Raw genomic sequence first — 24,211 nt, 5'->3', positions numbered from 1 at the left:
CGCGCTTTTGCAGCCTCGACCTCGACGCCCCGGAGGCCTACGCCCGAGCACTGAAGTTCAGGCGCGGATGAACGACTTCGCACGATCCGCGGGTGCCGCCTTCGCACTGATCGGCGAGGCCGATTCCGAGCTTATGGGCATCGTCGCCTTGTCGGTGCGTGTCAGCCTGACCGCGAGCATCGTCGCGCTGCTGATCGGTGCACCGTTCGGCGCCTTGCTGGCGATCGCCCGTTTCCGCGGACGTCAGGTCATCATTGTGCTGACCAATGCGCTGCTCGGCCTGCCGCCGGTCGTGGTCGGGCTCGCGCTCTATCTGCTGCTGTCACGGTCCGGCCCGCTCGGGGCGGCCGGCCTGCTGTTCACGCCGGCGGCCATGGTGATTGCGCAGACGCTGCTCGCGACACCGATCGTGGTGGCGCTGGTGCATCGGCCCGCGAGCCTGCTCTGGACGGAGTATGGCGATCTGGCGCGGATCGACGGGCTGTCGCTCCTGCGCAGCATGGGGCTCCTGTTCGCGCTGGGACGGACCTCGCTGCTGACGGCCTTTCTCGCGGCCTTCGGGCGTGCCATCGCCGAGGTCGGCGCCATCATCGTCGTCGGCGGCAACATCCGTGGCTTCACGCGCACGATGACGACCGCCATCGCGCTGGAAACCAGCAAGGGCGATCTGCCGCTGGCGCTGGGGCTCGGGCTGATCCTGCTCGCGCTCAGTGTGGCGGTGTCGACCGTCGCGTTCTTGCTAGTTGGCCGCGTTGGGGAAAAATAGCTGCTCGCCGCCGATCTTGTAGCCGGCAATCGCCTGCTGTCCCTTCGGGGAGACCAGCCAGTCGATGAAGGCCTGCCCATCCTGCGCCTTCACGTTCGAATGCCTTGCCGGATTCACCAGCATGACGCCGTACTGGTTGAAGAGCCGCTTGTCGCCCTCGGTCAGGACGGCGAGCTCGCCGCGGTTCTTGAACGACAGCCAGGTGCCACGATCCGACAGAAGATAGGCGTTCGAGGACGAGGCCATGTTCAGCGCAGGACCCATGCCCTGGCCGATCTCGCGATACCAGCTGTCCTTTCCGGCACCGAGATCGACGCCCGCCTCTTTCCACAATCTCAGCTCGGCCGCGTGCGTGCCGGACTTGTCGCCGCGCGAGATGAACGGCGCCTTGGCTGCCGCGATCTTGCGCAGCGCATCAGCGACGTCCTTGCCGCCGGCAATCTGCGCCGGATCGCTCTTCGGCCCGACGATGACGAAGTCGTTGTACATGACGTCGAAACGCTTCACGCCCTGCCCTTCGGACATGAACTGGTCTTCAGCGGGCCTGTCATGGACGAACACCACGTCGGCATCACCTCGCCGCCCGATATCCAGCGCCTGGCCGGTGCCGACGGCAACGACCTTCACGCTGATGCCCTCGGCCTTCGAGAACAGCGGCAGCAAATAGCCGAACAGGCCCGACTGTTCCGTCGACGTCGTCGAGGCCACGGTGATCGTGCGATCCTGCGCGAATGCGATGGTGGACCAGAGCAGAACCGCTCCGATAGCGACTATTTTTCTCATGCGCCGTCCTTACACCAGATGCCGGATGTTCCAAACTACCCTCGACGGAGCGGCGCAGGGAACCCCGACGTTTGGTGCAACGCGCCGTTGGCGAGGTGCCTCGCGGCGCGTGTCCGCGTTCCGTGCAGTTGCACTGTGGTCGTCCACACCGTGGCCTCATGACGATCGCAGCTTCTCTCGCGAGCGACGCGCGGATGTTCTGCAATTGGTCCCACCTAGATTGACATCGGAGTGACGGCCGGGGCAGTTTTTCACATTGCTGGCGAATCAGCGATTGCCTCACGCCGAGTACCTCTTGGACAACTCCCAGTGCTTTCGAGACTGATATCGTTGTTGCGCCGCATCCCTGCGGTGAAATGGGCGTTTACGAGGCTTCGGCCCTTGCCGCACGGCGGCAGCATCGACGTTTCGCCGATCGCCACGAATGATTCGCCTGCCATCGCCGTCGACGTTGCAGAAGTCGCGCGCACTCCCGACATCAGCATCAAGACCGATGTCAGCGACCCAGGCATCGCGGTCGCAGCGCCGGTCGCCGAGGACGACACCGCGATCTCCGTCATCGCGGAGAGCCCGCCGGCGGCGCAGACAGAGACTACCGGCGTCAGTGACGATTCATCTCCGGCGGTGCCGGCGGAAGCCGAGCCGGCCGTCGTGGAGGAGGCTTCGGTCTCGCCTGTCGACGTGGAGATTGGGCCCGTTGCTGTTCCTGAGCTCACCGCCAGCAACGACCTGCCGGCGGAACTCCCGACGAGCGTCGAGTCGGTCGGCACGGAAGAGGCCTCAGTCCAGCCTGCCGCCATCGATAGCGCGCCGGTCGACATTCCCGAGCTCGCCGTCAGCGGCAGTCCAGCTCGCGAACTCGCGACCGACGTTGAGCCGGTCGTCGCGGCGGAGACAGCGGTCTCGTCTGACGATGGCGCGACCGCTCCGGTTGCTACGCTCGACCTCATCGTCAGCCACGAGCCATCCTCAGACGTCCTCGTCGACATCGAGCCGGCCATCGTAGACGACCCGCAAGTCGCCCTCGCCGACATCGAAGTCGCTGCGGCTGATATCCCTGCCGTGAGCATCGACAGCAGTCCATCCGCCGACGTCGCCACGGAGATCGAGCCGATCCCTGCAAGCGATCCCGCACCGGTCACAGCGGTCGCTACGGAGGACGCTTCTGCCGACACCTCCGGCGTCGTCGCGGACATCGCGCCGGAGCCGATCCCTGCGTCTCCCGCACCAGAGATCCGCAGCGCAGCGAAAGTTCGCGCAAGGGCGACGGAACCCGCCGATCGCGCGGAGCTGATCCGGCAGCGCTGGGCGGAGACCGGGATCAGGATGTGGAATCCGCGGCTTCACGGCACCGGCGATGCCACGCTGAACATCCAGGGCCGTGTCGAGCTGCTGCCGCCCGCGCCCGGCGAGACGATGCCGCGCTACGACAAGCTCGAGTTCAAGATGCTGGGCGGGCAGATCGTCTGCGAGGGCGTCATCGTCGAGGCGCCCGCACAGTCGAGCCATCGCAGCTTTACCCGGCTCGCCGAGCCTGGGAAGCCAGACCGGGTCCGCGAGCCGGTGCGGGAACGCCAGGCCGCTCTCGCCTGACCTTTTCGTCAACGACGACGCTCGCCATATGCTAGGCTGATGTCCTGGATATGGGAGCTCGCATGCCCACAAAATCATTGCGATTGATTGTGATCGTCGCCCTCTGCATCTCGCAGGGAGCCTTTGCCGCTTCCAGCAAGCGGCCGCGCCATGCGCCCGCCACCGATCCGGCCGCCCCCTACAAGGCCGACCGGCTCTCATCCTCCCGCGGCGAGACGATCCTGAACACGCCGGGCCAGACCACCGTGCTGACGCGGCAGGTCCTCGACGACATGAACGCGAGAAGCCTCCGCGACGCCATGCGCTCGACCGCCGGCGTCACGATCGGGCGGTGAGACGCTGAGGCCCGGCGCCGCGCTGGCAGGCGCGCCGTTATTCCCGCGCGGTCCCCGAAATATTCCCGCCACGAAGTCGTTGCTGCCGCACCGCCCACGACGTAGCTTGCGCACCGGTCGACGCAAATGTCGCGTCCGATCGAAACGACAAGAACACTTTGGGAGGCAAACTATGAGAAAGCTCACGGCCGCGCTATGCGCGTTGGTATTGTTCGTACCGGCTGCGCAGGCGCAAACCATCAAGGATTTTCTGGCAGTGGCGATGAAGAAGTGGACGGCGCCGTTCGAGCCGTTCCAGCTCATCGACAACATCTATTATGTCGGAACCGACGGCATTGCCGTCTATGTCATCAAGACATCGCAGGGGCTGATCCTGATGGACACGGCGATGCCCCAGTCCACCGGCATGATCAAGGACAACATCGCGAAGCTCGGCTTCAAGGTTGCCGACATCAAGATCATCCTCAACACGCACGCCCATCTCGACCACACCGGCGGCTTCGCCGAGATCAAGAAGGAGACCGGTGCGCTGCTCATCGCCGGCGAGCGCGACAAGCCGCTGCTCGAAGGCGGCTACTATCCGGGCGACGAGAAGAACGAGGACCTCGCCTTCCCCGCGGTGAAGGTCGATCGCGCGGTGAAGGAAGGCGACAAGGTCACGCTCGGCGACACCACGCTGACGGCACATGCGACGCCCGGCCATTCGCCGGGCTGCACGAGCTGGGAGTTGACCGTCAAGGACGGCAAGGAGAACCGCGAGGTGCTGTTCTTCTGTAGCGGCACGGTGGCGCTGAACCGGCTGGTCGGCCAGCCGACCTACCCCGGCATCGTCGACGACTATCGCGCGACCTACGCCAAGGCCAAGGCGATGAAGATCGACGTGCTGCTCGGGCCGCATCCGGAAGTCTATGGCATGCAGGCCAAGCGCGCGGAGATGAAGGAGGGCGCGCCGAACCCATTCGTCAAGCCGGGCGAGATCGTGACCTACGCGACCGGCCTGTCGGAGGAATTCGACAAGCAGCTCGCCAAGCAGACCGCGGCACTGGAGAAGAAATAGCGGCCGTGCGCGCTCTCACCTCTCCTCCCGCCGGGGAGAGGTGAACCACGTGGGTCGGTTGATCGCGCGGCAATCATCTGCACCGCGCCGTCACCGACGCGCATGGTTAACAGATCGTAGCTGCGGCGATTGCGGACGAACAGTGCCCGAGACACCCGCCTCCGCCGCTGGATATCGTTAACGCCGCCTCACCAATGCACGCGGCCGGAAAATCTGCGGTAGCGTGCAACCTGCGCTGGCTTCCCTGGGAACCCGATCTAACGCGCCCTTTACCCCCGCCGTGCAAGATCCCCGCGTTTTGAAAGGATCCGGGGCGCGTATTGCAATGCCTGCTGTCGATTTGAAATCACACTTTGCCGCCGCCATGCAGCTGTTTCGCGTGCCGGCCGACAACCCGGATCTGACGCGCGCGCAGTTCGACGCCTTCTCCAAGCAGATCCCGCTGCTCTACTTCATCCTCATGAGCAACACGATCGCGGTCGCCTATACGTATGTGAACGTGGCGCCGGATTGGCTGACGATGATCGTGCCGAGCGTGCTGACCGTGCTCGCCGCGCTCCGGACCTACTGGTGGCTGCGCCAGCGTCACCTCGTGCGCAGCGACGCCGACATCCTACGCAATCTGCGCGCCACCAACTGGCTGACCGTGCCGATCGGTGCCGGCTTCACCGCCTGGTCCTTCGCGCTCTACCCGTACGGCGATCCCTTCGCCAAGAGTCAGGTCGCCTTCTACATGGCGGTCACTGTGATCGGCTGCATCTTCTCGCTGATGCACCTGCGCTCGGCGGCGCTGATCGTGACGTTGATCGTCGACGTGCCCTATGTGCTGTTCTTCTTCGCCACGGGCGAGCCGACATTGAAGGCGATCGCGGTCAACAACCTGCTCGTCTCCGGCGCGATGGTGACGGTGCTGTTCATCTATTTCCGCGACTTCGCCGATCTCGTGTCGAGCCGCAAGTCGCTGCTGGCGCAGCAGGCGGCCACCCAGGCGCTTTCGGACGAGAACTTCCGCCTCGCAAATCTCGATTCCCTCACCGAGCTGCCGAACCGCCGCCGCTTCTTCGCCGAGCTGTCGAGCGCCTTTGCCGATGCCGAGCGCAGGAATGTTCGTGTCGCGGTCGGGATCATCGACCTCGACGGCTTCAAGCCGATCAACGACAACTACGGCCACAGCGTCGGCGACCGCGTCCTGATCGAGGCGGGCCGGCGCATCCGCGAGGTCTGCGAAGGTTTCGGCCCGCACCGCGTCGAGTTCGCGCGGCTCGGCGGCGACGAGTTCGGCCTCGTGGTGTGCGGCGATCCCGACGACGACGATCTGATGCGGCTCGGCCAGCGGATCGGCGACCTGGTCAAGCTGCCCTACCAGCTCGACACCGCCCATACCGGGCTGTCGTGCTCGATCGGCTTTGCGCTGTTCCCGCATTCGGCGACGACCGCGGAAGCGCTCTACGAATGCGCCGACTATTCGCTCTATCACGCCAAGCGCCACCTGCGCGGCCGCACCGTGATCTTCTCGAGCGAGCTGGAGGCCGAGATTCGCAGCCGCGGCGTCATCGAGAATCTGCTGCGCACCTCCGACTTCGATACCGAGATGGAGCTGGTGTTCCAGCCGATCGTCGATGCCATGAGCGAGCACACCGCAGGCTTCGAGGCCCTGGCGCGCTGGCACAGCCCTCGCCTCGGCCAGGTCTCACCGGCTGATTTCATCCCCGCCGCCGAGCGCATCGGCCTGATCCGGCCGCTGACGCAGGCGCTGCTCGTGCGCGCGCTGGCGACTGCGAAGACCTGGCCCGACGATCTCTGCCTGTCGTTCAATCTCTCCGCCCACGACATCTGCTCGCCCGAAGGCATCCTGCCGTTGATCAACATCATCGAGAAGAGCGGCGTGCCGACGCGCCGGATCGATTTCGAGATCACCGAGACCGCTGTCACCTTCGACTTCGTGCGCGCTCAGCAGTCGATCGCCGCACTGAAGGCGATGGGCTGCGGCATTTCGCTCGACGATTTCGGCACCGGCTATTCCTCGCTGAGCCACGTGCACCGGCTGCCGCTCGACAAGATCAAGGTCGACCGCAGCTTCGTCGCCGACATCAACGAAAATCCGGTCAGCCACAAGATCATCAAGTCGCTCACGGGCCTGTGCGACGACATGGAGATCGCCTGTGTCGTCGAGGGCGTCGAGACCCGCGCCCAGCTCGACAGCCTGCGCCGGCTCGGCTGCGACTACATTCAGGGCTATTATTTCGCAAAACCCATGCCGCGCGATGCGATCGACGACTACCTTACGAAGGAATGGCAGCGCCTCGACGGAGCGACGCACGGGACCAAGGTCCTGGCCTGAGGCGCGGCTACTTCGCCAAACTCGGCAGATCGAGCCCGCTGGCGCGGGCGCAATCGATCGCGGTCTCGTAGCCCGCATCGGCATGGCGCATGACGCCGCTGGCCGGATCGTTCCAGAGTACGCGCTCGATGCGCTTTGCAGCTTCCGGCGTGCCATCGGCGACGATCACCATGCCGGCATGCTGGGAATAGCCGATGCCGACGCCGCCGCCATGATGCAGCGACACCCAGGTCGCGCCGCTGGCGCAATTGAGCAGCGCGTTGAGCAGCGGCCAGTCGGACACCGCATCCGATCCGTCCTTCATGGCCTCGGTCTCGCGGTTCGGGCTTGCCACCGAGCCGCTGTCGAGATGGTCGCGGCCGATCACGACCGGCGCCTTGAGTTCGCCGCGCGCCACCATCTCGTTGAAGGCAAGGCCGAGCCGGTGACGATCGCCGAGGCCGACCCAGCAAATCCGAGCCGGCAGGCCCTGGAATTTGATGCGCTCCTTGGCCATGTCCAGCCAGTTGTGCAGATGCTTATCGTTCGGCATCAGCTCCTTGACCTTGGCGTCGGTCTTGAAGATGTCCTCGGGATCGCCCGACAGCGCGGCCCAGCGGAACGGCCCGACGCCGCGGCAGAACAGAGGGCGGATATAGGCGGGAACGAACCCGGGGAAATCGAAGGCGTTCTTCAGGCCCATGTCCTGCGCCATCTGGCGGATGTTGTTGCCGTAGTCGAGCGTCGGGATTCCTTGCGCGTGGAAGTCCAGCATGGCCTGGACATGCTCGACCATCGAGGTCTTCGACGCGCGCTCGACTGCCTTCGGATCGGAGGCGCGTCTTGCCTCCCATTCGGCGAGCGTCCAGCCTTTGGGGAGATAGCCGTTGATCGGATCATGGGCGCTGGTCTGGTCGGTGACGATGTCGGGCTTGACGCCGCGACGCACCAGCTCCGGAAAAATCTCCGCGGCATTGCCGAGCAGGCCGACCGAGACCGCCTTCTGCGTCCTGGCAGCATCGGCCATGATCGCGAGCGCTTCGTCGAGCGTTGCAGCCTGGCGATCGAGATAGCCGGTGCGCAGCCGCATCTCGATGCGGCTCGGCTGGCATTCAACCGCGAGCATCGAGGCGCCGGCCATGGTCGCGGCCAGCGGCTGCGCGCCGCCCATGCCGCCAAGGCCGGCGGTGAGGATCCATTTGCCGGCCAGGCTGCCGCCGTAATGACGACGACCGACCTCGACGAAGGTCTCGTAAGTGCCCTGCACGATGCCCTGGCTGCCGATATAGATCCAGGAGCCGGCCGTCATCTGGCCGTACATCATCAGACCCTTGCGGTCGAGCTCGTTGAAATGGTCGAGCGTCGCCCAATGCGGCACGATGTTGGAATTCGCGATCAGCACGCGCGGAGCATCGGCGTGGGTGCGGAAGACGCCGACCGGCTTGCCGGACTGGATCAGCAGCGTCTCGTCGTCTTCGAGCTTGCGCAACGCCGCCGTGATCCGGTCAAAGCTCTCCCAGTCGCGCGCGGCACGGCCGATGCCGCCATAGACGACGAGCTCGCTCGGGCGCTCCGCGACATCAGGATCGAGATTGTTCATCAGCATGCGCAAGGGGGCTTCCGTCAGCCAGCTCTTGGCGCTGATGTCGCTGCCACGGGGCGCGCGGATGGTGCGGTCGTTGTCCAGTCGGCGGTTCATGCGGAACACCTCTTCAGGCAAGTCTCGGAAATGGATCAGATGAGAGCACGCCGATCGCAGCCGCCGGCAGCGCGTCGGCCTCGACGAGTGCGGCTGCCTTGGCGAGATCGCCGGCCATGTAGCGGTCGGCACCGAGCGCGGGCACCTGTTCGCGAAGCGCGGCGATGACGGCGACGAGCGGCGCGCTGGTCGCATGCGGCGCGCGCAGCGTAATGCCTTGCGCGGCGACCAGGAGCTCGATGCCGAGGATGGCGGCGAGATTGTCCGCCATATCGGCGAGGCGCCGCGCCGCATGCGCCGCCATCGACACGTGGTCTTCCTGGTTGGCGCTGGTCGGCGTCGAATCGATCGAGCAGGCGAGCGCACGCTGCTTGTTCTCGGCATAGAGCGCGGCCGCCGTGACCTCGGCGATCATGAAGCCGGAATTGATGCCGGGATCGGGCGTGAGAAACGGCGGCAGACCGAAGTTCAGCGCGGGATCGACCAGCGTCGCGATGCGCCGCTCGCTGATCGCGCCGATTTCTGACAGCGCCAGGGCGAGTGTATCGGCCGCAAACGCCACGGGCTCGGCGTGGAAATTGCCGCCGGAGACGATCTCGCCGGTCTCGACCAGGACGAGCGGGTTGTCGGTGACGGCATTGGCCTCGACGATCAGGGTTCGCGCAGCCTGCGTGATCAGGTCGAGCGCGGCACCTGCGACCTGCGGCTGGCAGCGCAGGCAATAGGGATCCTGCACACGTTCGTCGCCTTCGAGATGCGACAGGCGGATGTCGCTGCCGTCGAGCAGCGCAGTCAGCGTCGCGGCTGCGGCGATCTGCCCGGCATGGCCGCGCAGCGCCTGGATTTCAGGGCGGAACGGCGCCGTGGAGGCCATTGCCGCATCGACCGACAGCGCGCCGGTGACGAGCGCTGCGCGGGCCAGATGAAACGCGCGCAGCACGCCCGAAATGGCATAGGCGGTCGAAAACTGCGTGCCGTTGATCAGCGCGAGCCCTTCCTTGGGGCCGAGCGTCAGCGGCGCAAGCCCGGCAGCAGCGAGTGCCTCGCCGCCCGACACGGTCTTGCCGTCGACAATCGCCTGCCCCTCGCCGATCATGACGGCCGTCATGTGCGCGAGCGGCGCGAGGTCACCGGAGGCACCGACCGAGCCCTGCTGCGGCACCAGCGGACAGACACCCAGCGCCAGCATTCCCTGCAACTGCTCGATCACCTCGCGGCGAACGCCGGAGGCGCCGCGCCCCAGCGAGACGATCTTCAGCGCCATCATCAGCCGCACGATCGGCTCCGGCGTCGCCGGACCGACACCGCAGCAATGCGAGACGATGAGGTTGCGCTGGAGCAGCGCGGTCTGGTCGGGCGGGATGCGCTTCGAGGCGAGCTTTCCGAAGCCGGTATTGATGCCGTAGACGGGAGCGTCTGATCGCGCCGCCTTGGCGACGATCGCCGCGGCCGCCTCGACACGCGGCCAGAACGACGGATCGAGCACGACGGGCTCTCCGGCAAGCACGCGCGCGAGATCGTCCAGGCTGACCGTTCCCGGTTTGACGACGATCGCGGCGCCCTGGTCCGTCACTGTCCCCTCCATACCCGGCGGTGCAGCGGATTGAAGCCGATGCGATAGACGAGCTCGGCGGGACGCTCGATATCCCAGATCGCGAGATCGCACCATTTGCCGGCCTCTAACGTTCCGGTCTCCTGGAGCAGGCCGAGCGCCCGCGCGCCTTCGCGGGTGGCGCCGGCGAGGCATTCGGCCACCGTCATCCGGAACAACGTCGCCCCCATGTTCATCGCCAGCAGCAGCGAGGTCAGCGGCGAGCTGCCGGGATTGCAGTCGGTTGCGAGCGCCATGTGAACGCCGTGCCTGCGAAACGCCTCGACCGGCGGCTTTTGTGTCTCGCGAATGAAATAGAAGGCGCCGGGCAGCAGCACGGCCACCGTTCCGGCCTTCGCCATCGCGGCCGCACCTGCTTCATCGGTATGCTCGAGATGATCGGCCGACAGCGCGGAGAATTTTGCCGCGAGCGCAGCACCGCCGAGGTTCGACAATTGGTCGGCATGGAGCTTGACTGGCAGCCCGAGTCCCCTCGCCGTCTCGAACACCCTCGCCGTCTGCTCGGCCGAGAACGCAATGCCCTCCATGAAGGCATCGACGGCATCGGCAAGGCCGGCCTTTGCGACCGCGGGCAGCATCTCCTTGCAGACGAAATCGATGTAGCGATCCTTGTCACCATCGGCCTCGGGCGGCAGCGCATGGGCGCCGAGGAAGGACGTGCGGATCGCAACCGGCCGCTGGCGGCTGAGGCTGCGCGCAGCCGCGAGCTGCCGCATCTCGGTCTCGGCATCGAGGCCGTAGCCCGACTTGATCTCGACCGTGGTGGCGCCCTCACCCATCAGCGCATCGAGCCGCGGCAGCGCGCTTGCGACGAGCTCGGCCTCGCTCGCCTTGCGCGTCGCGGCCACAGTCGAGACGATGCCGCCGCCGGCGCGCGCGATCTCCTCGTAGCTTGCACCCTTCAGACGCAGCTCGAACTCGTGCGCGCGGTTGCCGCCATAGACCAGATGGGTGTGGCAGTCGACGAGGCCCGGCGTGATCCAGCGCCCCGCGCAATCCGTCCGCTTGATGGCATCGGCGTCAGCCGGAAAGTCCGCCACCGCACCCGCATAGACGATGTGGCCGCCGCGCGCGGCAATCACGCCATGCTCGATCTCGCCGAGATCGGGGCGATCGGCCCGCATCGTGGCGAGGCGGGCATTGTGCCAGATCCGGTCGAAGCGCTCTGCCATGCAACTGTCCCTTCGCGGATGTCCCTGCGCCCTGGGATGCTTGACTTATATGTCTAGACATATAATCGTAAGCCGGTTCTGTCCAGCCGGCGTGTAATCATGACCCGACTGCATTTCGCCTCCGCGCTCCTGCCCTCGGGCTGGGCCAATGACGTGCAGGTGGTGATCGCCGCCGGCGCGATCGCGGCGGTGACAGCGGGCGTGGCACCGGCCGCCGGTGACGAGCGCCACCAAATCGCGCTTCCGGGGCTGGCAAGCCTGCACAGCCACGCCTTCCAGCGCGGCATGGCGGGACTTGCGGAACAGCGCGGCGACTCGACCGACACGTTCTGGACCTGGCGCGAGACGATGTATCGCTTTGCGCTGGCGATGACGCCGGACGATGTCGCGGCCGTCGCAACGCTGCTTTATGTCGAGATGCTGGAGCAGGGTTTTACCCGCGTCGGCGAATTCCATTATCTGCATCACGATCGCGACGGCTCGCCCTACGCCGACCTCGCCGAGATGGCCACGCGCATTGCACAGGCCGCCGAAGCGTCGGGTATTGCGCTGACGCTGCTGCCGAGTTTTTATGCGCATGGCTCTTTTGGGGGCGCGGCACCACATGCCGGCCAACGCCGCTTCATCTGCTCGGTCGATCGGTTCGCCGCGCTGATGGCTGCGTCGCGTAGAGCGATCGCAGCATTGCCAGGAGCCAATATCGGCATCGCGCCGCACAGTTTGCGCGCGGTGGCGCCGGACGAGCTCGCGGCGATCATTCCGCTCGCCGACGGCGGCCCTGTGCACATTCACGCCGCAGAGCAGGTCAAGGAAGTCGAGGATTGCCTGGCCTGGTCGAGCCGGCGGCCGGTGCAATGGCTGCTGGAGCACGCACCGGTCGATCAACGCTGGTGCCTCATCCACGCGACCCACACGACGAACGAGGAGGTCATCGCGCTCGCCAAGACAGGCGCGGTTGCCGGCCTCTGCCCCATCACCGAAGCGAGCCTCGGCGACGGCATTTTTCCAGCCCGCGAATTCCTCGATACCGGCGGCCGGTTCGGCGTCGGCACCGATTCCAATGTCCTGGTCGGTGTCGCCGACGAGCTGCGCCAGCTCGAATATGGCCAGCGGCTGAAGCATCGCCAGCGCAACGTGCTCTCCGGCGGCGCGGGCGCCTCGACCGGACGCACGCTGTTCGATCAAGCCCTCGCCGGCGGCTCGCAGGCACTTGCGCAGCCGACCGCCGGTCTGACCCCGGGCGCGCGCGCCGACATCGTCACGCTCGACTCCGCGCATCCGTCGCTCGCAGGGCGTCAGGGCGATGCGGCCATCGACGGCTGGATCTTTGCGGCAGGCAGCGGCGCGATCGATTGCGTCTGGGCCGGCGGCGACAAGGTCGTCGCGAGCGGACGGCACCGGCTGCGTCAGGCCGCGCGCGAGCGCTTCAACGCATCGGTGCGGAGGCTCCTCGCATGAGCCTCGCTACAGACGGCGCCGACCAGCCGACGCTCTACAAGCGCATCCGCGCCGATATCGAGAAGCGCATCTTGACCGGCGAGTGGCCGCCGGGTCATCGCATTCCGTTCGAGCACGAGCTGGTGGCACGCTACGGCTGCTCGCGCATGACCGTAAACAAGGCGCTGTCGGAACTCGCGCAGGCCGATCTGATCGAGCGGCGGCGGCGCGCCGGCTCGTTCGTGCGCCGGCCGCAGCATCAGTCGGCGGTGCTCAAGATCGCCGATATCCGCGCCGAGATCACCGCACTCGGCCGCGCTTATGGATACGAGCTGATCCATCGCAAGCTGCGCATGGCGACCGCCGCCGACCGCGACCGTCTCGGGGTGAAGAAGGCCGGCAAGGTGGTCGCGATCGCCTGCCGCCACAGCGCCGACAACGTGCCGTTTGCCGTCGAGGACAGGCTGATCGATCTCTCATCCGTGCCGAATGCTGCGACCGCGGACTTCTCGCGCGAACCGCCGGGCTCGTGGCTGCTTCACCATGTCCCATGGACAGAGGCCGAGCATACGATCAGCGCCATCGTTGCGGACGATCGCGCGGCGCAGGCGCTCGACATCGCCGTCGGCGCGCCCTGCCTCGTGATCGACCGCTACACGTGGCGCAGCACACGCACGATCACCGCGGTGCGGCTGCTCTATCCCGGTGACTCTCACCGCCTTGTCGCCCGATTCAAGGGAGGCTGAGAGACCAATGTCGGCACAATTCGTGCAACGCTTCGGGCAACAGTCTGCATGGACCGACACGAACAGATCAACAGGACGTCAATCCATCGATCGGCAAGAGGACGACAATCATGCGTAATTCGAAAGTATTCGTGACAATCATTGCCCTTGCGGCCTCCACTCCGGTGCTCGCCGACGACGTCAAGGTCGGCGTCGGCATCTCCGGATGGACCGGCTTCGCGCCGCTGACGCTGGCGAAGGAAGCCGGCATCTTCAAGAAGAACGGCCTCGACGTCACGATCAAGAAGATCCCGCAGAAGGACCGCCACCTTGCGATTGCCTCCGGCGACATCCAGTGCGCGGCGACCACGGTCGAAACCTGGATCTCCTGGAACGCCAACGGCGTCGCCACCAAGCAGATCTTCCAGCTCGACAAGAGCTATGGCGCCGACGGCATGGCCGTGCGCAACGACATCGCCGCGATCAAGGATCTGAAGGGCAAGACGGTTGCGGCCTCCGCGCCGGGCACCTCGCCGTATTTCGCGCTGGCCTGGATGCTCAAGAAGAACGGCCTCACCACGAAGGACGTGACCGTGGTGAATCTCGAGCCCGCCGCGGCGGCGCAGGCCTTCGTCTCCGGCCAGAACGACGCCGCGATGACCTACGAGCCGTATCTGTCGACCGTGCGCGCCGCACCCGACAAGGGCAAGATCATCGCCACCACGCTGGACTATCCGATCGTGATGGACACGTTTGGCTGCACGCCGAAATTCCTCAGCGAGAATCCGAAGGCCGCGCAGGCGCTCGCCAACAGCTATTTCGAGGCACTCGACATGATCGCCAAGGACCAGGCCAAGGCCTATGAGATCATGGGCGCGGACGTGAAGCAGACCGGCGAGCAGTTCGGCAACTCGGCGAAGTACCTGCGCTGGCAGGACAAGGCGGCGAACCAGAAGTTCTTCACCGGCGACTTCCTGACCTTCAACAAGGACGCGGCCGAGCTCCTGCTCGAGATCGGCATCATCAAGGCCGCGCCGAAGGTCGAGGACCTCTACGACGCCAGCTTCATCAAGTAACTTCTGCAAGCTGCCGGTTCCGCCAGGAGGCGGAGCCGGCGCCTGATCGACTATTCGGATAGACAGTTTGATGCGTCCCCTGGATCCCGTGACATCGAGGCAGCGCGTGGCCTATGGCCTCGCGTTCTTCGTGCTGTTCGTTGCCCTCTGGTCGTGGGCGACCTTCGGCGGCCATGTGTCGAAGACCTTTCTCGCCAACCCGTTGACGATGGTGCAGGAAGGTTTCGACCTGCTGACGAAGCAAGGCTTCGTGTTCGACATCGGCATGACGATCTGGCGCGTCGTTGGCGGCTTCGCGCTCGCCGCGATCATTGCAGTGCCGTTCGGCGTGCTGATGGGCGCCTACAAGCCGGTCGAGGCCTTTCTCGAACCGTTCGTCTCCTTTGCGCGCTACCTGCCCGCCTCCGCCTTCATCCCGCTGCTGATCCTGTGGGCAGGCATCGGCGAGCTGCAAAAGCTGCTCGTCATCTTCATCGGCTCGGTGTTTCAGGTGATCCTGATGGTCGCGGTGACCGTCGGCGCGACGCGCCGCGATCTGGTCGAGGCGGCCTATACGCTCGGGGCCAGCGATCGCGGCATCATCCGCCGTGTGCTGCTGCCCTCCTCCGCGCCCGAGATCGCCGAGATCCTGCGGCTGGTGCTGGGCTGGGCCTGGACCTATGTCATCGTCGCCGAGCTGATCGGCTCGTCCTCCGGCATCGGCCACATGATCACCGACAGCCAGGCGCTGCTCAACACCGGCCAGATCATCTTCGGCATCATCGTGATCGGGCTGATCGGCCTCGTCTCCGACTTCCTGTTCAAGGCGTTCAATGCCTGGCTGTTTCCATGGAAGCTCGCATGACGACGCTGAAGATCGAACAGGTCTCACGGACCTTCCCTGCGCGCCACGGCAATGCGCCGACGAGAGCGCTCGAGCCGACCGACCTCACCATCGGCAACAACGACTTCGTCACCATCCTCGGCCCCTCCGGCTGCGGCAAGTCCACGCTGCTTCGCATCGTCGCCGGCCTCGACCGGCCGACCGGCGGGCGCGTCACGCTCGACGGGCGCGAGGTGACCGGCCCGGGCGCGGATCGCGGCATGGTGTTCCAGTCCTACACGCTGTTTCCCTGGCTGACGGTGCGCGAGAACATCGCCTTCGGCCTGCGTGAGCGCGGCGTGTCGCAGGACGAGCGGCACAAGATCGCCGACGCCTTCATCCGCCAGGTCGGATTGTCCGGCTTCGAGAACCACTGGCCCAAGCAGCTCTCCGGCGGCATGCAGCAGCGCACGGCAATCGCCCGCGCGCTGGCCAATGACCCCAAGATTCTGCTGCTCGACGAGCCCTTCGGCGCGCTCGACAACCAGACCCGCGCCTTGATGCAGGAAATGCTGCTCGGGATCTGGGAGCGCGACCAGAAGACCGTGCTGTTCGTGACGCACGACATCGAGGAGGCGATCTTCCTCGGCAGCCGCGTCGTCGTCATGAGCGCGCGCCCCGGCCGCATCAAGGCCGAGATTGCCATAGACCTGCCGCATCCGCGCTCCTACAAGATCAAGACCACGCCGGAATTCGTCCAGCTCAAGGAACGGCTGGTCGAGGAAATCCGTACCGAGGCGTTGAAGGTTGCCGAACATGCCTGACAATCGTCCTTCCGTCGACGGCGCGCGCGTTCTCGCCGACCTCAACGCGCTCCGCGCCATCGGCGCCTACAAGACCGGCGTGCACAAGCCGACCTTCTCCGAGCCGCACAAGCTTTCACTGGACTGGCTGGTGCAGAAGCTGCCCGATGCGCGTCTCTCCGCCGCTGTGGACGGCATCGGCAATGTGTTCGGGACGAGCACCAAGCCCGGCCCGAAGCTTCTGGCGGGCTCGCACCTCGAAAGCCAGAACTACGCCGGCTGGCTCGATGGTCCGCTCGGTGTCGTCTACGCGCTCGAGGCCGCGCGGGTGCTCAATGCCGATCCCTCCGTGCAGGGCGCGGTCGAAGTCGCCGCCTGGTGCGACGAGGAAGGACACTTCGGGCATTTCCTCGGCTCGCGCTCCTATGTCGGGCAAGTGACCGAGGCCGATATCGATGCTGCGCGCGACCGCAACAGCGGCCGCACCATGCGCGATGCGCTCGCCGACATGGGGCTCGCCGGACGCCGGCGCATCACCGCCGAGCCGGGACGGCACGTCGGATATCTGGAGGCGCATATCGAGCAGGGCGACACGCTCGAAAGCGGGCGGCTCGCGGTCGGCGTGGTGACCTCGATCGTCGGCATCTGGCAGTACCAGATCAATTTCGTCGGCGAGCAGAACCACGCCGGCACCACCCGCATGGCTGCACGCAAGGATGCCGGCCTCGCGCTGGCCAAATTCTGCGTCGCGATCGACGAGCGCTTCCCGGCCGCGTGCGGACCGCGCACGGTCTGGACCACGGGCCGCATCACGCTCGATCCGGGCGCGCCAAGCATCATTCCGGGTGGCGCCGAAATGCTGTTCCAGATCCGCGACGACAACCCGGCGGTCATCGCACGGCTGGAGGGATTGCTGAAGGCCATGGCGGACGAGGTCAAGGCGAGCGGTCGCTGTACCGTGACCGTGGAGAAACTGCGGACCGGTGCTCCCGCCATGATGAACTCCGGTTTTCAGGACGCGATCGAAGCTGCGAGCAAGGACGTCGCCGGCGGACGGTCCATCCGCATGCCCAGCGGCGCCGGCCACGACGCGCAGTTGCTCGCGACCGTCATGCCCGCGGGGATGCTGTTCGTGCCGTCGATCGGCGGCATCAGCCATCACTGGACCGAGAACACCGCGGACGCCGACATCGTCACGGGCGCGCAGGTGTTCGTCGACGCCTGTCGGCGAATCCTCGGGGGTTAGGCGTCTGATGCCGGCATCATGACCGCGGGCGAACCCGATACCGAGGCTACGACGGGCTATTGGCAGGATCTGACGCCGGAGGTCCCCGCACGTTTCCCGGCGACGCCCCCTTATCGCTTCGGGTATCCCGCCACCCTGCCCTGCGGCCGCGTCCTCGTCTTGCCGCTGCGCGGGTTGCCCGCTGGCGATCGCGCCGTTGCCTCGCTCATTGCCAATCAAGCTTCAAACCTCGTTGTCGCGGCGCTGGCGGACCATATGGCGACGCAGGCGCGCACATTCGATGCCGAAATCGTTGTCGGGCTCCCGACCCTTGGTCTTGCCTTCGCATCAGAGGTCGCCGAACGGCTCGGACAGCCGCGCTATGTCCCGCTCGGCTATTCGCGCAAATTCTGGTACGACGACGCGCTGTCCGAGCCCGTGAGTTCAATCACCAGCCCCGACGCCAGCAAAAAGCTGCGGCTCGATCCGAACCTGCTGTCCCTGATCGAGGGCCGCCGCGTGGTGCTGGTCGACGATGCGATCTCGACCGGCGCGACTGCGCTCGCGGCGGTGCGCCTGTTGCAGAAGGTCGGCGTCGAAATTGCCGGCATGGTCGTCGCGATGAAGCAAACCAATCGCTGGCAGGCCTCGACCACGGCGCTTCCGGTTCGCGCAGTCTTCGGGTGCCCGCTCTTCCAACGTGGCGAGGGCGGCTGGATACCGCTAGCGGAGACGCAACCCGACATCCCCTGATTGGTCAGGCGATTGCGATCATCGGCACGTGGGCCATCGCGGGGCATGTGTCTTGAGCAGGATCGGGCAAAACCTGACCGCTTTGGGAAAGATCGCAGGTCCGCATCGCGGCTAGAATCCGGCTCGCAGATGCGAGAGATCCACCATGGCCGAAAGCCCGAACGATGCCGCAACGCCCGCCTCCATCGTCGACGCCCTGAAGGCCGTCGCCGGCAATCCGCCAAAGGTCCGCGCCAGCTTCGCCAAGGGCTGGTGCGTTCGCGGTACCTACACCCCGTCGGACCGGGCGGGAGAAGTCACGCGATCGCAGAGCTTCACAGGGCCATCGCGCGTGCTGGCGCGCTTCTCGGTCGGCGGCGGCAATCCCAACGTAGCCGACACCAACAATCTGGTGCTGCGCGGCTTCAGCTTCAAGCTTGGCGACGGCGATCACCGCTCGGATATTCTCGCGGAAAGCGCGCCTGTGCACTTTGCTCGAACGCTCGACCAGATGCTGGCCTTCCTCGAGGCGCGCATCCCGGGACCTGATGGCAAGCCGGACATGGCGAAGGTCAAGGCTTTCTCGGCGGCCAATCCCGAGACGCTCAACCAGGCGAACTACGTCGCGGCACGTCCGCTGCCCGGAAGCTTTGCCGGCACGACCTATTGGGGCGTGCATTCCTTTCCGGCGACCAATGCGGAGAACGAGACGCGCTTCATCAAGTTCAAGGTCGTCCCGGCCCGCGGCGAGATCACGCTGACCGAGGACGAAGCCAGGACGAAGCCAGCCGACTTCCTGCACGACGATCTCGGCACGCGGATCGCTGCGGGTAATGTCCGCTTCAACGTGATGGCGCTGCTCGACCGCCCCGGCGACCCCACCTTGGACGTGACCATGCGCTGGCCGGACGAGGATCATCGCGAAGAGGTGCGCCTGGGCACGATCGTGATCACCGGCTTCGAGCCGGACGAGGCCTGCGACGCCTCCATCTTCAATCCGGCCAATCTCGCCGATGGCATTGGTCATCCGCCGGACGAGATCTTTGCCGCGCGGCGGGCCGCCTACGCGATCTCACTCGCGAAGCGCCGCTGAGGACGGAAGGCGCCCGGCTTCACGTCTCGCCGTTCGACGCGCCGAGCGACTCGCGGCGCCACGCTGCCGGGCTGACGCCGACGATCGAGGAAAACACGCGCGTGAAGTGACTCTGGTTGGCAAACCCGGCCGAGATCGCGATCTCCGACAGCGGCAGGTCGCGGACGCTCATCAACTGCTTGGCGGCCTTCACGCGTTGCTGAAGCAGCCATTGGTGCGGCGGCACACCGACCGAAATTCGAAACGCGCGGGAGAAATGGCTGACCGAAAGATCGAGCTCGGCCGCGATCCTCTGCAACGAGAGCTTGCCGCCGAGGTCCGACTCGAGCCTCTCGCAGGCGCGTTTCGCCTGCCATGGCGCGAGACCGCCGCGCGCGAGCCCGGACGTGCGCTGGAGCCCGCCATAGGTCTGGGCGACATGGGCGGTCAGTCCGAGCATCATGTGATCGATGAAGAGCTGATTGGCCTCGTCCGGCCGGCGCAGGCCCTCCTGCAGCGACGCGCCGATGTGGCGGACGATTCGGTCGTCATGGCCAACACCGATCTGGCAGTCGAGCTCGTCGACCCGCGGCGCGTTGCACTGTTCGGCGATGCTGTCGAGCGCCGAACGTGGAATGTAGAAGAACAGGGAATGGAACGGCTTGTCGATCACGTAGCGCGGATCGCGCTTGAGGTCGTACAGATAGGTCGTCCCCGCCCGGACGTCCGCCGTCATGATGCATTTGCCGCGCTCCCAGAGCTCGCAATCCGGGTAGTCGTGGAGCTTCAGGCTGACGAGAAAGGCGTCTTCGGCGGCGAGCGATCCGGACAGCCCGGACTCCGGGTGGTCGTTCCGGGTTTCGGTGATCGCAAGCTCGGCGCTGCGCAGCGAGCGGGTGACCAGCGAGGGCGGCGCATCCTTCAAGCGCAGGAACTGCCCGAGCCTCTGTCCGTAGGCGCCTGCCTGTGTCATCGGGTCATTCCTTCTGCGGAAGTCCAAGTGCAGGCCACAGCGCCCCGCGATTTCCCGAATGCATTACGACATCCGCCAATGACTGTCCACGCGCGCACGAGGCGAACGGCAGTCGCTCCGACGCACCCACACCGCGAAACAGGACGATTTCGCAGCAACTTCAACGCAGTTTCATGTTCCGCCCATCCGGAAAGCCGATCACGCATTTTCACGAATGCACGACAAAATGCCGCGACGTCCCGTGCAGGTACCGCATCGCTAGAACGAGGTTCCGCCGCCGAACCTGAACTCCTGGACGTTGTCGTATTTGCCCTTCGTCAGCGGCACGGCATAGTCGAAGCGCAGCGGCCCGAACGGCGAGGCCCAGATCAGGCCGACGCCGACCGACGAGCGCACCACGTTGCCGTCGTCATATTGCAGGCCGCAGGTCGGGCAGGCCTTGGTGTTGACTTCGCCCGTGGCCGACCATGACGTCGGTCCCTGGTATCCCCAGAGCGAACCGGCGTCGGCGTAGACCGCGCCCTTCAGGCCGACCTCCTTGGGCAGGAACCAGAACGGCATCTGCAACTCCAGGGACGCGCCCCAATATTTCGTGCCGCCGAGCGCATCGCCGCTGGAGCCGTAGTTGAGGTAGGTGATGTCGCGAGGACCGATGCCGTTGGAGGCGAAGCCGCGCACGAGGTTCGGGCCCATCTGGAAATGATCCAGCATGCGCAGATCCTGGTCGCCGATCTTGCTGAGGATACCGCCCTGGAGGTGGATCACGCTGACGATCTCGGAGACGAGCGGCGTGTAGTACTTGGTGTCCACCGCGGTCTTCAGATAGGTCACGTCGCCGCCGACGCCGGCGAAATCCTGCCGGAAGTCGATCAGCAATCCGTCGGTCGGGTTCTTGGTGTTGTCGAGCGTGTTGTAGGTCAGCGTGTAGCCAAGCGACGACGTCCAGGTCCGACCGTCCGCCAATTCCTTCCGGACCGGCAGGCTCGACTCGCCGTCGCCGTAGCAGCCGTAGCCATAGACGCCCGAATCCGTGGAATTGGTCGGGTCCACGCCGCCGAGGACGTTCTTGATGTAAGCCGGTGTCGGATTGTACGCCAGCGACGTATTGGCCGCGTTGTTGTTACAATTGTTATAGGCGCTGGCGAGCGTGATGCTCTGCTGATAGAGCGAGTAGCGCAGCTGGAGCGAGAGATCCTCGCGCAGCGCAAAGCCCAGGCGCGGCGAGAATCCCAGCGTCGTCACGCCGTAGCTGGTGGAGCTGTTCGACAACTGCTGGCGCCAGGTGACGTCCATTCCAAGGGCAAGGCGGTAATCGAGCAGATAGGGTTCGACGAACGACAGCGACATGCCGCGTGCATACTGGCCATAGGTCACTGACGCCTTGGCGAACAGGCCGCGGCCGAGAAAATTGCGCTCGGCGATCGAGACCTCGGCCAATGCGCCGTCGGTGGTGGAGTAGCCGCCCGAGACCGAGAAGTCGCCGGTCGATTTCTCTTCCATATCGACGATCAGGATGACGCGGTCGCTGGAGGAGCCCGGCTCGGTCACGATCTTGACGCTCTTGAAGTAGTCGAGGTTCTTCAGCCGCCGCTCGGCGCGATCGACCAGCGCGCGGTTGTAGGCATCGCCCTCGGAGAGGTCGAACTCGCGACGGATCACGTAGTCGCGCGTGCGGGTGTTACCGCGCAGGTTGATGCGCTCGATATAGGTGCGCGGGCCTTCGTCGATGTTGAACACGACCGACACCGTATGTGCCTCGAAATTGCGGTCGCCGCTCGGCCGTACCACGGCGAACGAATAGCCGCGGCGCGAGGCTTCGATCTGCATCTCTTCGGTCGACTTCTCGACCGATTCGACGTTGTAGAGCGAGCCGGCGCCGACGCGCGAATAGACGCGCAGCGAGCCCGCGTCGAAATTGGGGATGCTGGAACGGAAGTCCACCGATCCGACGCGATATTGCTGGCCTTCGTCGATCTTGAAGGTAACGAGGAAGCCCTTCTTCTCCGGATCGTATTCGGTGAGCGCGGCCACGACCTGGACGTCGGCGAAGCCGTTCTTGAGATAGAAGCGGCGGATCAGGTCGCGGTCGGCCTCGACGCGATCGGGATCGTAGACGTCGTTGTTGCCGAGGAAGCTGAGCAGATTGCTCTCATGCGTCTTGATCACGTCGCGCAGGCGCGCAGCCGAGTAGGCGCTGTTGCCGATGAACTCGACCGACTTGACCGCGGTCTTGGCGCCCTCCTCGACCGTGAAGATGAGATCGACGCGGTTGTTCGGCTGCTCGATGACCTCGGGCGTGACGCGCACGTCGTAACGGCCCGAGCGGCGGTAGATTTCGGCGATGCGCAGCGTGTCCGACTGCACCATGGCGCGCGAGAACGTCCCGCGCGGCTTGGACTGGATTTCGGCCGAGAGCTGCTCGTCCTTGATCTTCTTGTTGCCCTCGAAGGCGATGCGGCCGATCACGGCATTTTCCACCACCGACACCACGATGCGGCCGCCCGCCTGGCTGATCTTCACATCCTGAAACAGACCCGTGCCAATCAGCGCCTTGAGTCCGTCATCGATGGCGGGCTGATCGAGGCGCCCGCCGGGGCCGGGCCTGAAGTAGGAGCGGACCGTCTCGGCCTCGACGCGGCGATTGCCCTCGACGACGATCGTCTCCACCGCCTGCGCGGCCGCCGGCTGCGGCAGCAGCGCAAAGGAAAACGAACTCGCAATCGACACGCCACTCATCACCGCCGCGATCAGCCAGGCTCGCAAAACCGACATTCCACACCTCAAGAGCACATGACCTGCTCTGAAACGGGAAAGCTGTGGCCGCGGTGTGGCCCTGAAGTTGCTGGATATTTCCACGCATTGAATTTGATGAGGCCGATCCGTCGCACCGGCTCGCGCCAGCGTGACAACCGTGACGATCGGAAGGCTCAAGCCAAATGCGCTTGATCCGACGTGGCGGCTCTCATGGGCGCGCCCGCCAGGTCGGGCGCCCAGCAACATCGCGCAAAAACTGAATTGTTTACACGCCGCAAGGCCGATGCGAGAGGCGTCGGCATCAGGAAAAGCCGCATGGAATATTTGCCGATGAATGCGATCGTCATGACCAGACTGACGCTGGTTGCCGTCCTCGTCTCGACCGTCCCCGCTCACGCCGCCACCGCCGGCAAGCGCGATCGACAACCGACGACGCAAAACACCGTCTACGAGTACGGTCCGCGCGGCCCCAACCGGTCCTACCAGTCCGGTTCGCATACGCGCATCTATGTCAGCAAACGATCCTGGCTGGATGGAGGCACCGAGGTGCTTCCCGGCGAGCGCAAGTTCAGCGACTACGCTTTTCCACCCGGCACTTCGTTCGCCCGCGGGAACAACAACCGGCCGCTCGATCGCCAGCCTCTGAGCCCCGACTCGGATCTCGGCGGATTTGCGCAGCGAATCCCGATTTCCTGGTAACTCGCCTTCGGCAACCTCGGCGGTTTCCGCGGCGCGCGAGACGGCCGGCGATGTCATGGCGCATGGGGCAATGCTCCGCCGACGCAAGGCCGCGATCGCGCGCAAAGCAGAGACGACGCCCGCGTGTGCGCATCTGCCGCATGCGACATGCGAGCGACACACGTTTTCCAAACGCATCTTGAACCATTCCAATCTCGCTCACCGCACGTTCAAGCAATTCTATTTTGCGCGTGTGGAATTCCGATCGCTTCACCAATAGAAGTCCGCATCGTTCGACGCGCGCCAGCATGCAGCTGCACGCGTTCGAGCGATGTCAGTTCGACGAAATTGGGGATCATCATCGGTGGGCGTTGCTTTGTGGGAGAGGAAACATCGTTGGTTTGGCACCGCAGTTGCGATCAACATGACGATGCTTGGTTCGGTCGCATTCGTATCTGTTGAACTCTCGCCTTCCCAGGCGCAGGCCCAGAGCAGCAGTTTGCCACCGGTCACCGTCGAGGCGCCGGACGCACCGAAGACGCGCAGCACCGCCGCGTCCAATCAGCGCCCTCGGTCTTCGCGTGCGGTCTCGACGAG

Annotated in this window: 21 protein-coding genes; 14 read left to right on the top strand and 7 right to left on the bottom strand. The window is 65.5% G+C overall.

Annotated elements, in window-relative coordinates:
• Positions 1-67: 67 nt before the first annotated feature.
• Positions 68-766: an ABC transporter permease gene (locus XI08_RS35080; protein WP_271577915.1), complete on the top strand. Its 699-nt coding sequence runs from the start codon at positions 68-70 to the stop codon at positions 764-766.
• On the opposite strand, the gene XI08_RS35075 is transcribed toward XI08_RS35080, so the two are convergent.
• Positions 740-1,549, bottom strand: coding sequence for a substrate-binding domain-containing protein (locus tag XI08_RS35075; protein ID WP_271577914.1), 810 nt, complete (start codon positions 1,547-1,549; stop codon positions 740-742). The genes XI08_RS35080 and XI08_RS35075 overlap by 27 nt on opposite strands.
• Before the next feature lie 309 nt (positions 1,550-1,858).
• Between XI08_RS35075 and XI08_RS35070 the strand changes: the two genes are divergently transcribed.
• The 4 genes from XI08_RS35070 to XI08_RS35055 all read left to right on the top strand — a co-directional run bounded on the left by XI08_RS35070 (position 1,859) and on the right by XI08_RS35055 (position 6,875).
• Entirely contained in the window at positions 1,859-3,142 is a 1,284-nt protein-coding gene (locus tag XI08_RS35070; RefSeq protein ID WP_271577913.1) for a hypothetical protein, read from the top strand.
• A gap of 62 nt (positions 3,143-3,204) precedes the next feature.
• Entirely contained in the window at positions 3,205-3,477 is a 273-nt protein-coding gene (locus XI08_RS35065; protein WP_271577912.1) for a TonB-dependent receptor plug domain-containing protein, read from the top strand.
• A 172-nt stretch (positions 3,478-3,649) separates the two neighbouring features.
• Entirely contained in the window at positions 3,650-4,534 is an 885-nt protein-coding gene (blaBJP, locus tag XI08_RS35060; protein ID WP_271577911.1) for a BJP family subclass B3 metallo-beta-lactamase, read from the top strand.
• A gap of 325 nt (positions 4,535-4,859) precedes the next feature.
• Positions 4,860-6,875: a putative bifunctional diguanylate cyclase/phosphodiesterase gene (locus XI08_RS35055; protein WP_271577910.1), complete on the top strand. Its 2,016-nt coding sequence runs from the start codon at positions 4,860-4,862 to the stop codon at positions 6,873-6,875.
• Between the two features lie 7 nt (positions 6,876-6,882).
• On the opposite strand, the gene hutU is transcribed toward XI08_RS35055, so the two are convergent.
• Genes hutU through hutI form a run of 3 tightly spaced genes read right to left on the bottom strand, consistent with a single transcriptional unit; the run spans position 6,883 to position 11,337 of the window.
• Positions 6,883-8,553, bottom strand: a complete 1,671-nt coding sequence (gene hutU / locus XI08_RS35050) for a urocanate hydratase (protein WP_271577909.1) — start codon at positions 8,551-8,553, stop codon at positions 6,883-6,885.
• Positions 8,554-8,566: 13 nt separating this feature from the next.
• The gene (gene hutH, locus XI08_RS35045; RefSeq protein WP_271577908.1) at positions 8,567-10,126 is read right to left on the bottom strand and encodes a histidine ammonia-lyase; all 1,560 of its coding nucleotides are present in this window, start codon (positions 10,124-10,126) and stop codon (positions 8,567-8,569) included.
• Positions 10,123-11,337 (bottom strand): imidazolonepropionase, encoded by a 1,215-nt coding sequence (hutI, locus tag XI08_RS35040; RefSeq protein ID WP_271577907.1) that lies wholly within the window; start codon positions 11,335-11,337, stop codon positions 10,123-10,125. The genes hutH and hutI overlap by 4 nt, the downstream gene beginning before the upstream one ends.
• A gap of 99 nt (positions 11,338-11,436) precedes the next feature.
• On the opposite strand from hutI, the gene XI08_RS35035 reads away from it, so the two are divergent.
• The 8 genes from XI08_RS35035 (at position 11,437) to XI08_RS35000 (ending at position 19,230) form a co-directional block, all read left to right on the top strand.
• Positions 11,437-12,795 (top strand): formimidoylglutamate deiminase, encoded by a 1,359-nt coding sequence (locus XI08_RS35035; RefSeq protein WP_271577906.1) that lies wholly within the window; start codon positions 11,437-11,439, stop codon positions 12,793-12,795.
• Positions 12,792-13,520: a histidine utilization repressor gene (gene hutC / locus XI08_RS35030; RefSeq protein WP_027546434.1), complete on the top strand. Its 729-nt coding sequence runs from the start codon at positions 12,792-12,794 to the stop codon at positions 13,518-13,520. Before XI08_RS35035 ends, hutC begins: the two co-directional genes overlap by 4 nt.
• Before the next feature lie 110 nt (positions 13,521-13,630).
• A complete protein-coding gene (locus XI08_RS35025) occupies positions 13,631-14,575 on the top strand; it encodes an ABC transporter substrate-binding protein (protein WP_271577905.1) in 945 nt (314 codons plus the stop codon).
• Between the two features lie 70 nt (positions 14,576-14,645).
• Entirely contained in the window at positions 14,646-15,419 is a 774-nt protein-coding gene (locus tag XI08_RS35020; protein ID WP_027546432.1) for an ABC transporter permease, read from the top strand.
• Positions 15,416-16,201 carry an ABC transporter ATP-binding protein gene (locus tag XI08_RS35015; protein ID WP_027546431.1) on the top strand — a complete coding sequence of 262 codons (786 nt, stop codon included), beginning with the start codon at positions 15,416-15,418 and terminating at the stop codon, positions 16,199-16,201. Before XI08_RS35020 ends, XI08_RS35015 begins: the two co-directional genes overlap by 4 nt.
• The gene (locus XI08_RS35010) at positions 16,194-17,426 is read left to right on the top strand and encodes a Zn-dependent hydrolase (RefSeq protein WP_271577904.1); all 1,233 of its coding nucleotides are present in this window, start codon (positions 16,194-16,196) and stop codon (positions 17,424-17,426) included. The genes XI08_RS35015 and XI08_RS35010 overlap by 8 nt, the downstream gene beginning before the upstream one ends.
• Before the next feature lie 18 nt (positions 17,427-17,444).
• Positions 17,445-18,158 carry a phosphoribosyltransferase gene (locus XI08_RS35005; protein ID WP_271577903.1) on the top strand — a complete coding sequence of 238 codons (714 nt, stop codon included), beginning with the start codon at positions 17,445-17,447 and terminating at the stop codon, positions 18,156-18,158.
• 145 nt (positions 18,159-18,303) lie between these two features.
• Positions 18,304-19,230: a catalase family peroxidase gene (locus XI08_RS35000; protein WP_271577902.1), complete on the top strand. Its 927-nt coding sequence runs from the start codon at positions 18,304-18,306 to the stop codon at positions 19,228-19,230.
• A gap of 19 nt (positions 19,231-19,249) precedes the next feature.
• Here the strand turns inward: XI08_RS35000 and XI08_RS34995 are convergent, their stop codons facing one another.
• Together XI08_RS34995 and bamA are read right to left on the bottom strand one after the other, a co-directional pair.
• Positions 19,250-20,182: a helix-turn-helix domain-containing protein gene (locus XI08_RS34995; RefSeq protein ID WP_271577901.1), complete on the bottom strand. Its 933-nt coding sequence runs from the start codon at positions 20,180-20,182 to the stop codon at positions 19,250-19,252.
• A gap of 258 nt (positions 20,183-20,440) precedes the next feature.
• Positions 20,441-22,954 carry an outer membrane protein assembly factor BamA gene (gene bamA, locus XI08_RS34990; protein ID WP_442869886.1) on the bottom strand — a complete coding sequence of 838 codons (2,514 nt, stop codon included), beginning with the start codon at positions 22,952-22,954 and terminating at the stop codon, positions 20,441-20,443.
• A 297-nt stretch (positions 22,955-23,251) separates the two neighbouring features.
• Between bamA and XI08_RS34985 the strand changes: the two genes are divergently transcribed.
• Complete coding sequence (locus tag XI08_RS34985) at positions 23,252-23,635, top strand: hypothetical protein (RefSeq protein ID WP_271570706.1); 384 nt, start codon at positions 23,252-23,254, stop codon at positions 23,633-23,635.
• A 249-nt stretch (positions 23,636-23,884) separates the two neighbouring features.
• On the opposite strand, the gene XI08_RS34980 is transcribed toward XI08_RS34985, so the two are convergent.
• Positions 23,885-24,163 (bottom strand): hypothetical protein, encoded by a 279-nt coding sequence (locus XI08_RS34980; protein WP_271577900.1) that lies wholly within the window; start codon positions 24,161-24,163, stop codon positions 23,885-23,887.
• Positions 24,164-24,211 lie beyond the last annotated feature (48 nt).

The organism is Bradyrhizobium sp. CCBAU 11361 (assembly GCF_028128935.1).
In the GTDB taxonomy this organism is placed as follows: Bacteria; Pseudomonadota; Alphaproteobacteria; order Rhizobiales; family Xanthobacteraceae; genus Bradyrhizobium; species Bradyrhizobium niftali.
This window is presented reverse-complemented; position numbering and strand designations above follow the sequence as displayed.

Bases quoted from the DNA above. Each gene is read 5' to 3' on its own strand.
- XI08_RS35035 (WP_271577906.1), top strand. From the start codon at position 11,437: ATGACCCGACTGCATTTCGCCTCCGCGCTCCTGCCCTCGGGCTGGGCC.
- XI08_RS35020 (WP_027546432.1), top strand. From the start codon at position 14,646: ATGCGTCCCCTGGATCCCGTGACATCGAGGCAGCGCGTGGCCTATGGC.
- blaBJP (WP_271577911.1), top strand. From the start codon at position 3,650: ATGAGAAAGCTCACGGCCGCGCTATGCGCGTTGGTATTGTTCGTACCG.
- XI08_RS35065 (WP_271577912.1), top strand. From the start codon at position 3,205: ATGCCCACAAAATCATTGCGATTGATTGTGATCGTCGCCCTCTGCATC.
- XI08_RS34985 (WP_271570706.1), top strand. From the start codon at position 23,252: ATGGAATATTTGCCGATGAATGCGATCGTCATGACCAGACTGACGCTG.
- hutU (WP_271577909.1), bottom strand. From the start codon at position 8,553: ATGAACCGCCGACTGGACAACGACCGCACCATCCGCGCGCCCCGTGGC.
- hutI (WP_271577907.1), bottom strand. From the start codon at position 11,337: ATGGCAGAGCGCTTCGACCGGATCTGGCACAATGCCCGCCTCGCCACG.
- XI08_RS34995 (WP_271577901.1), bottom strand. From the start codon at position 20,182: ATGACACAGGCAGGCGCCTACGGACAGAGGCTCGGGCAGTTCCTGCGC.
- XI08_RS35015 (WP_027546431.1), top strand. From the start codon at position 15,416: ATGACGACGCTGAAGATCGAACAGGTCTCACGGACCTTCCCTGCGCGC.
- XI08_RS35075 (WP_271577914.1), bottom strand. From the start codon at position 1,549: ATGAGAAAAATAGTCGCTATCGGAGCGGTTCTGCTCTGGTCCACCATC.
- hutC (WP_027546434.1), top strand. From the start codon at position 12,792: ATGAGCCTCGCTACAGACGGCGCCGACCAGCCGACGCTCTACAAGCGC.
- XI08_RS35010 (WP_271577904.1), top strand. From the start codon at position 16,194: ATGCCTGACAATCGTCCTTCCGTCGACGGCGCGCGCGTTCTCGCCGAC.
- XI08_RS35080 (WP_271577915.1), top strand. From the start codon at position 68: ATGAACGACTTCGCACGATCCGCGGGTGCCGCCTTCGCACTGATCGGC.
- bamA (WP_442869886.1), bottom strand. From the start codon at position 22,954: ATGTCGGTTTTGCGAGCCTGGCTGATCGCGGCGGTGATGAGTGGCGTG.
- XI08_RS35000 (WP_271577902.1), top strand. From the start codon at position 18,304: ATGGCCGAAAGCCCGAACGATGCCGCAACGCCCGCCTCCATCGTCGAC.
- XI08_RS35005 (WP_271577903.1), top strand. From the start codon at position 17,445: ATGACCGCGGGCGAACCCGATACCGAGGCTACGACGGGCTATTGGCAG.
- XI08_RS35025 (WP_271577905.1), top strand. From the start codon at position 13,631: ATGCGTAATTCGAAAGTATTCGTGACAATCATTGCCCTTGCGGCCTCC.
- XI08_RS35055 (WP_271577910.1), top strand. From the start codon at position 4,860: ATGCCTGCTGTCGATTTGAAATCACACTTTGCCGCCGCCATGCAGCTG.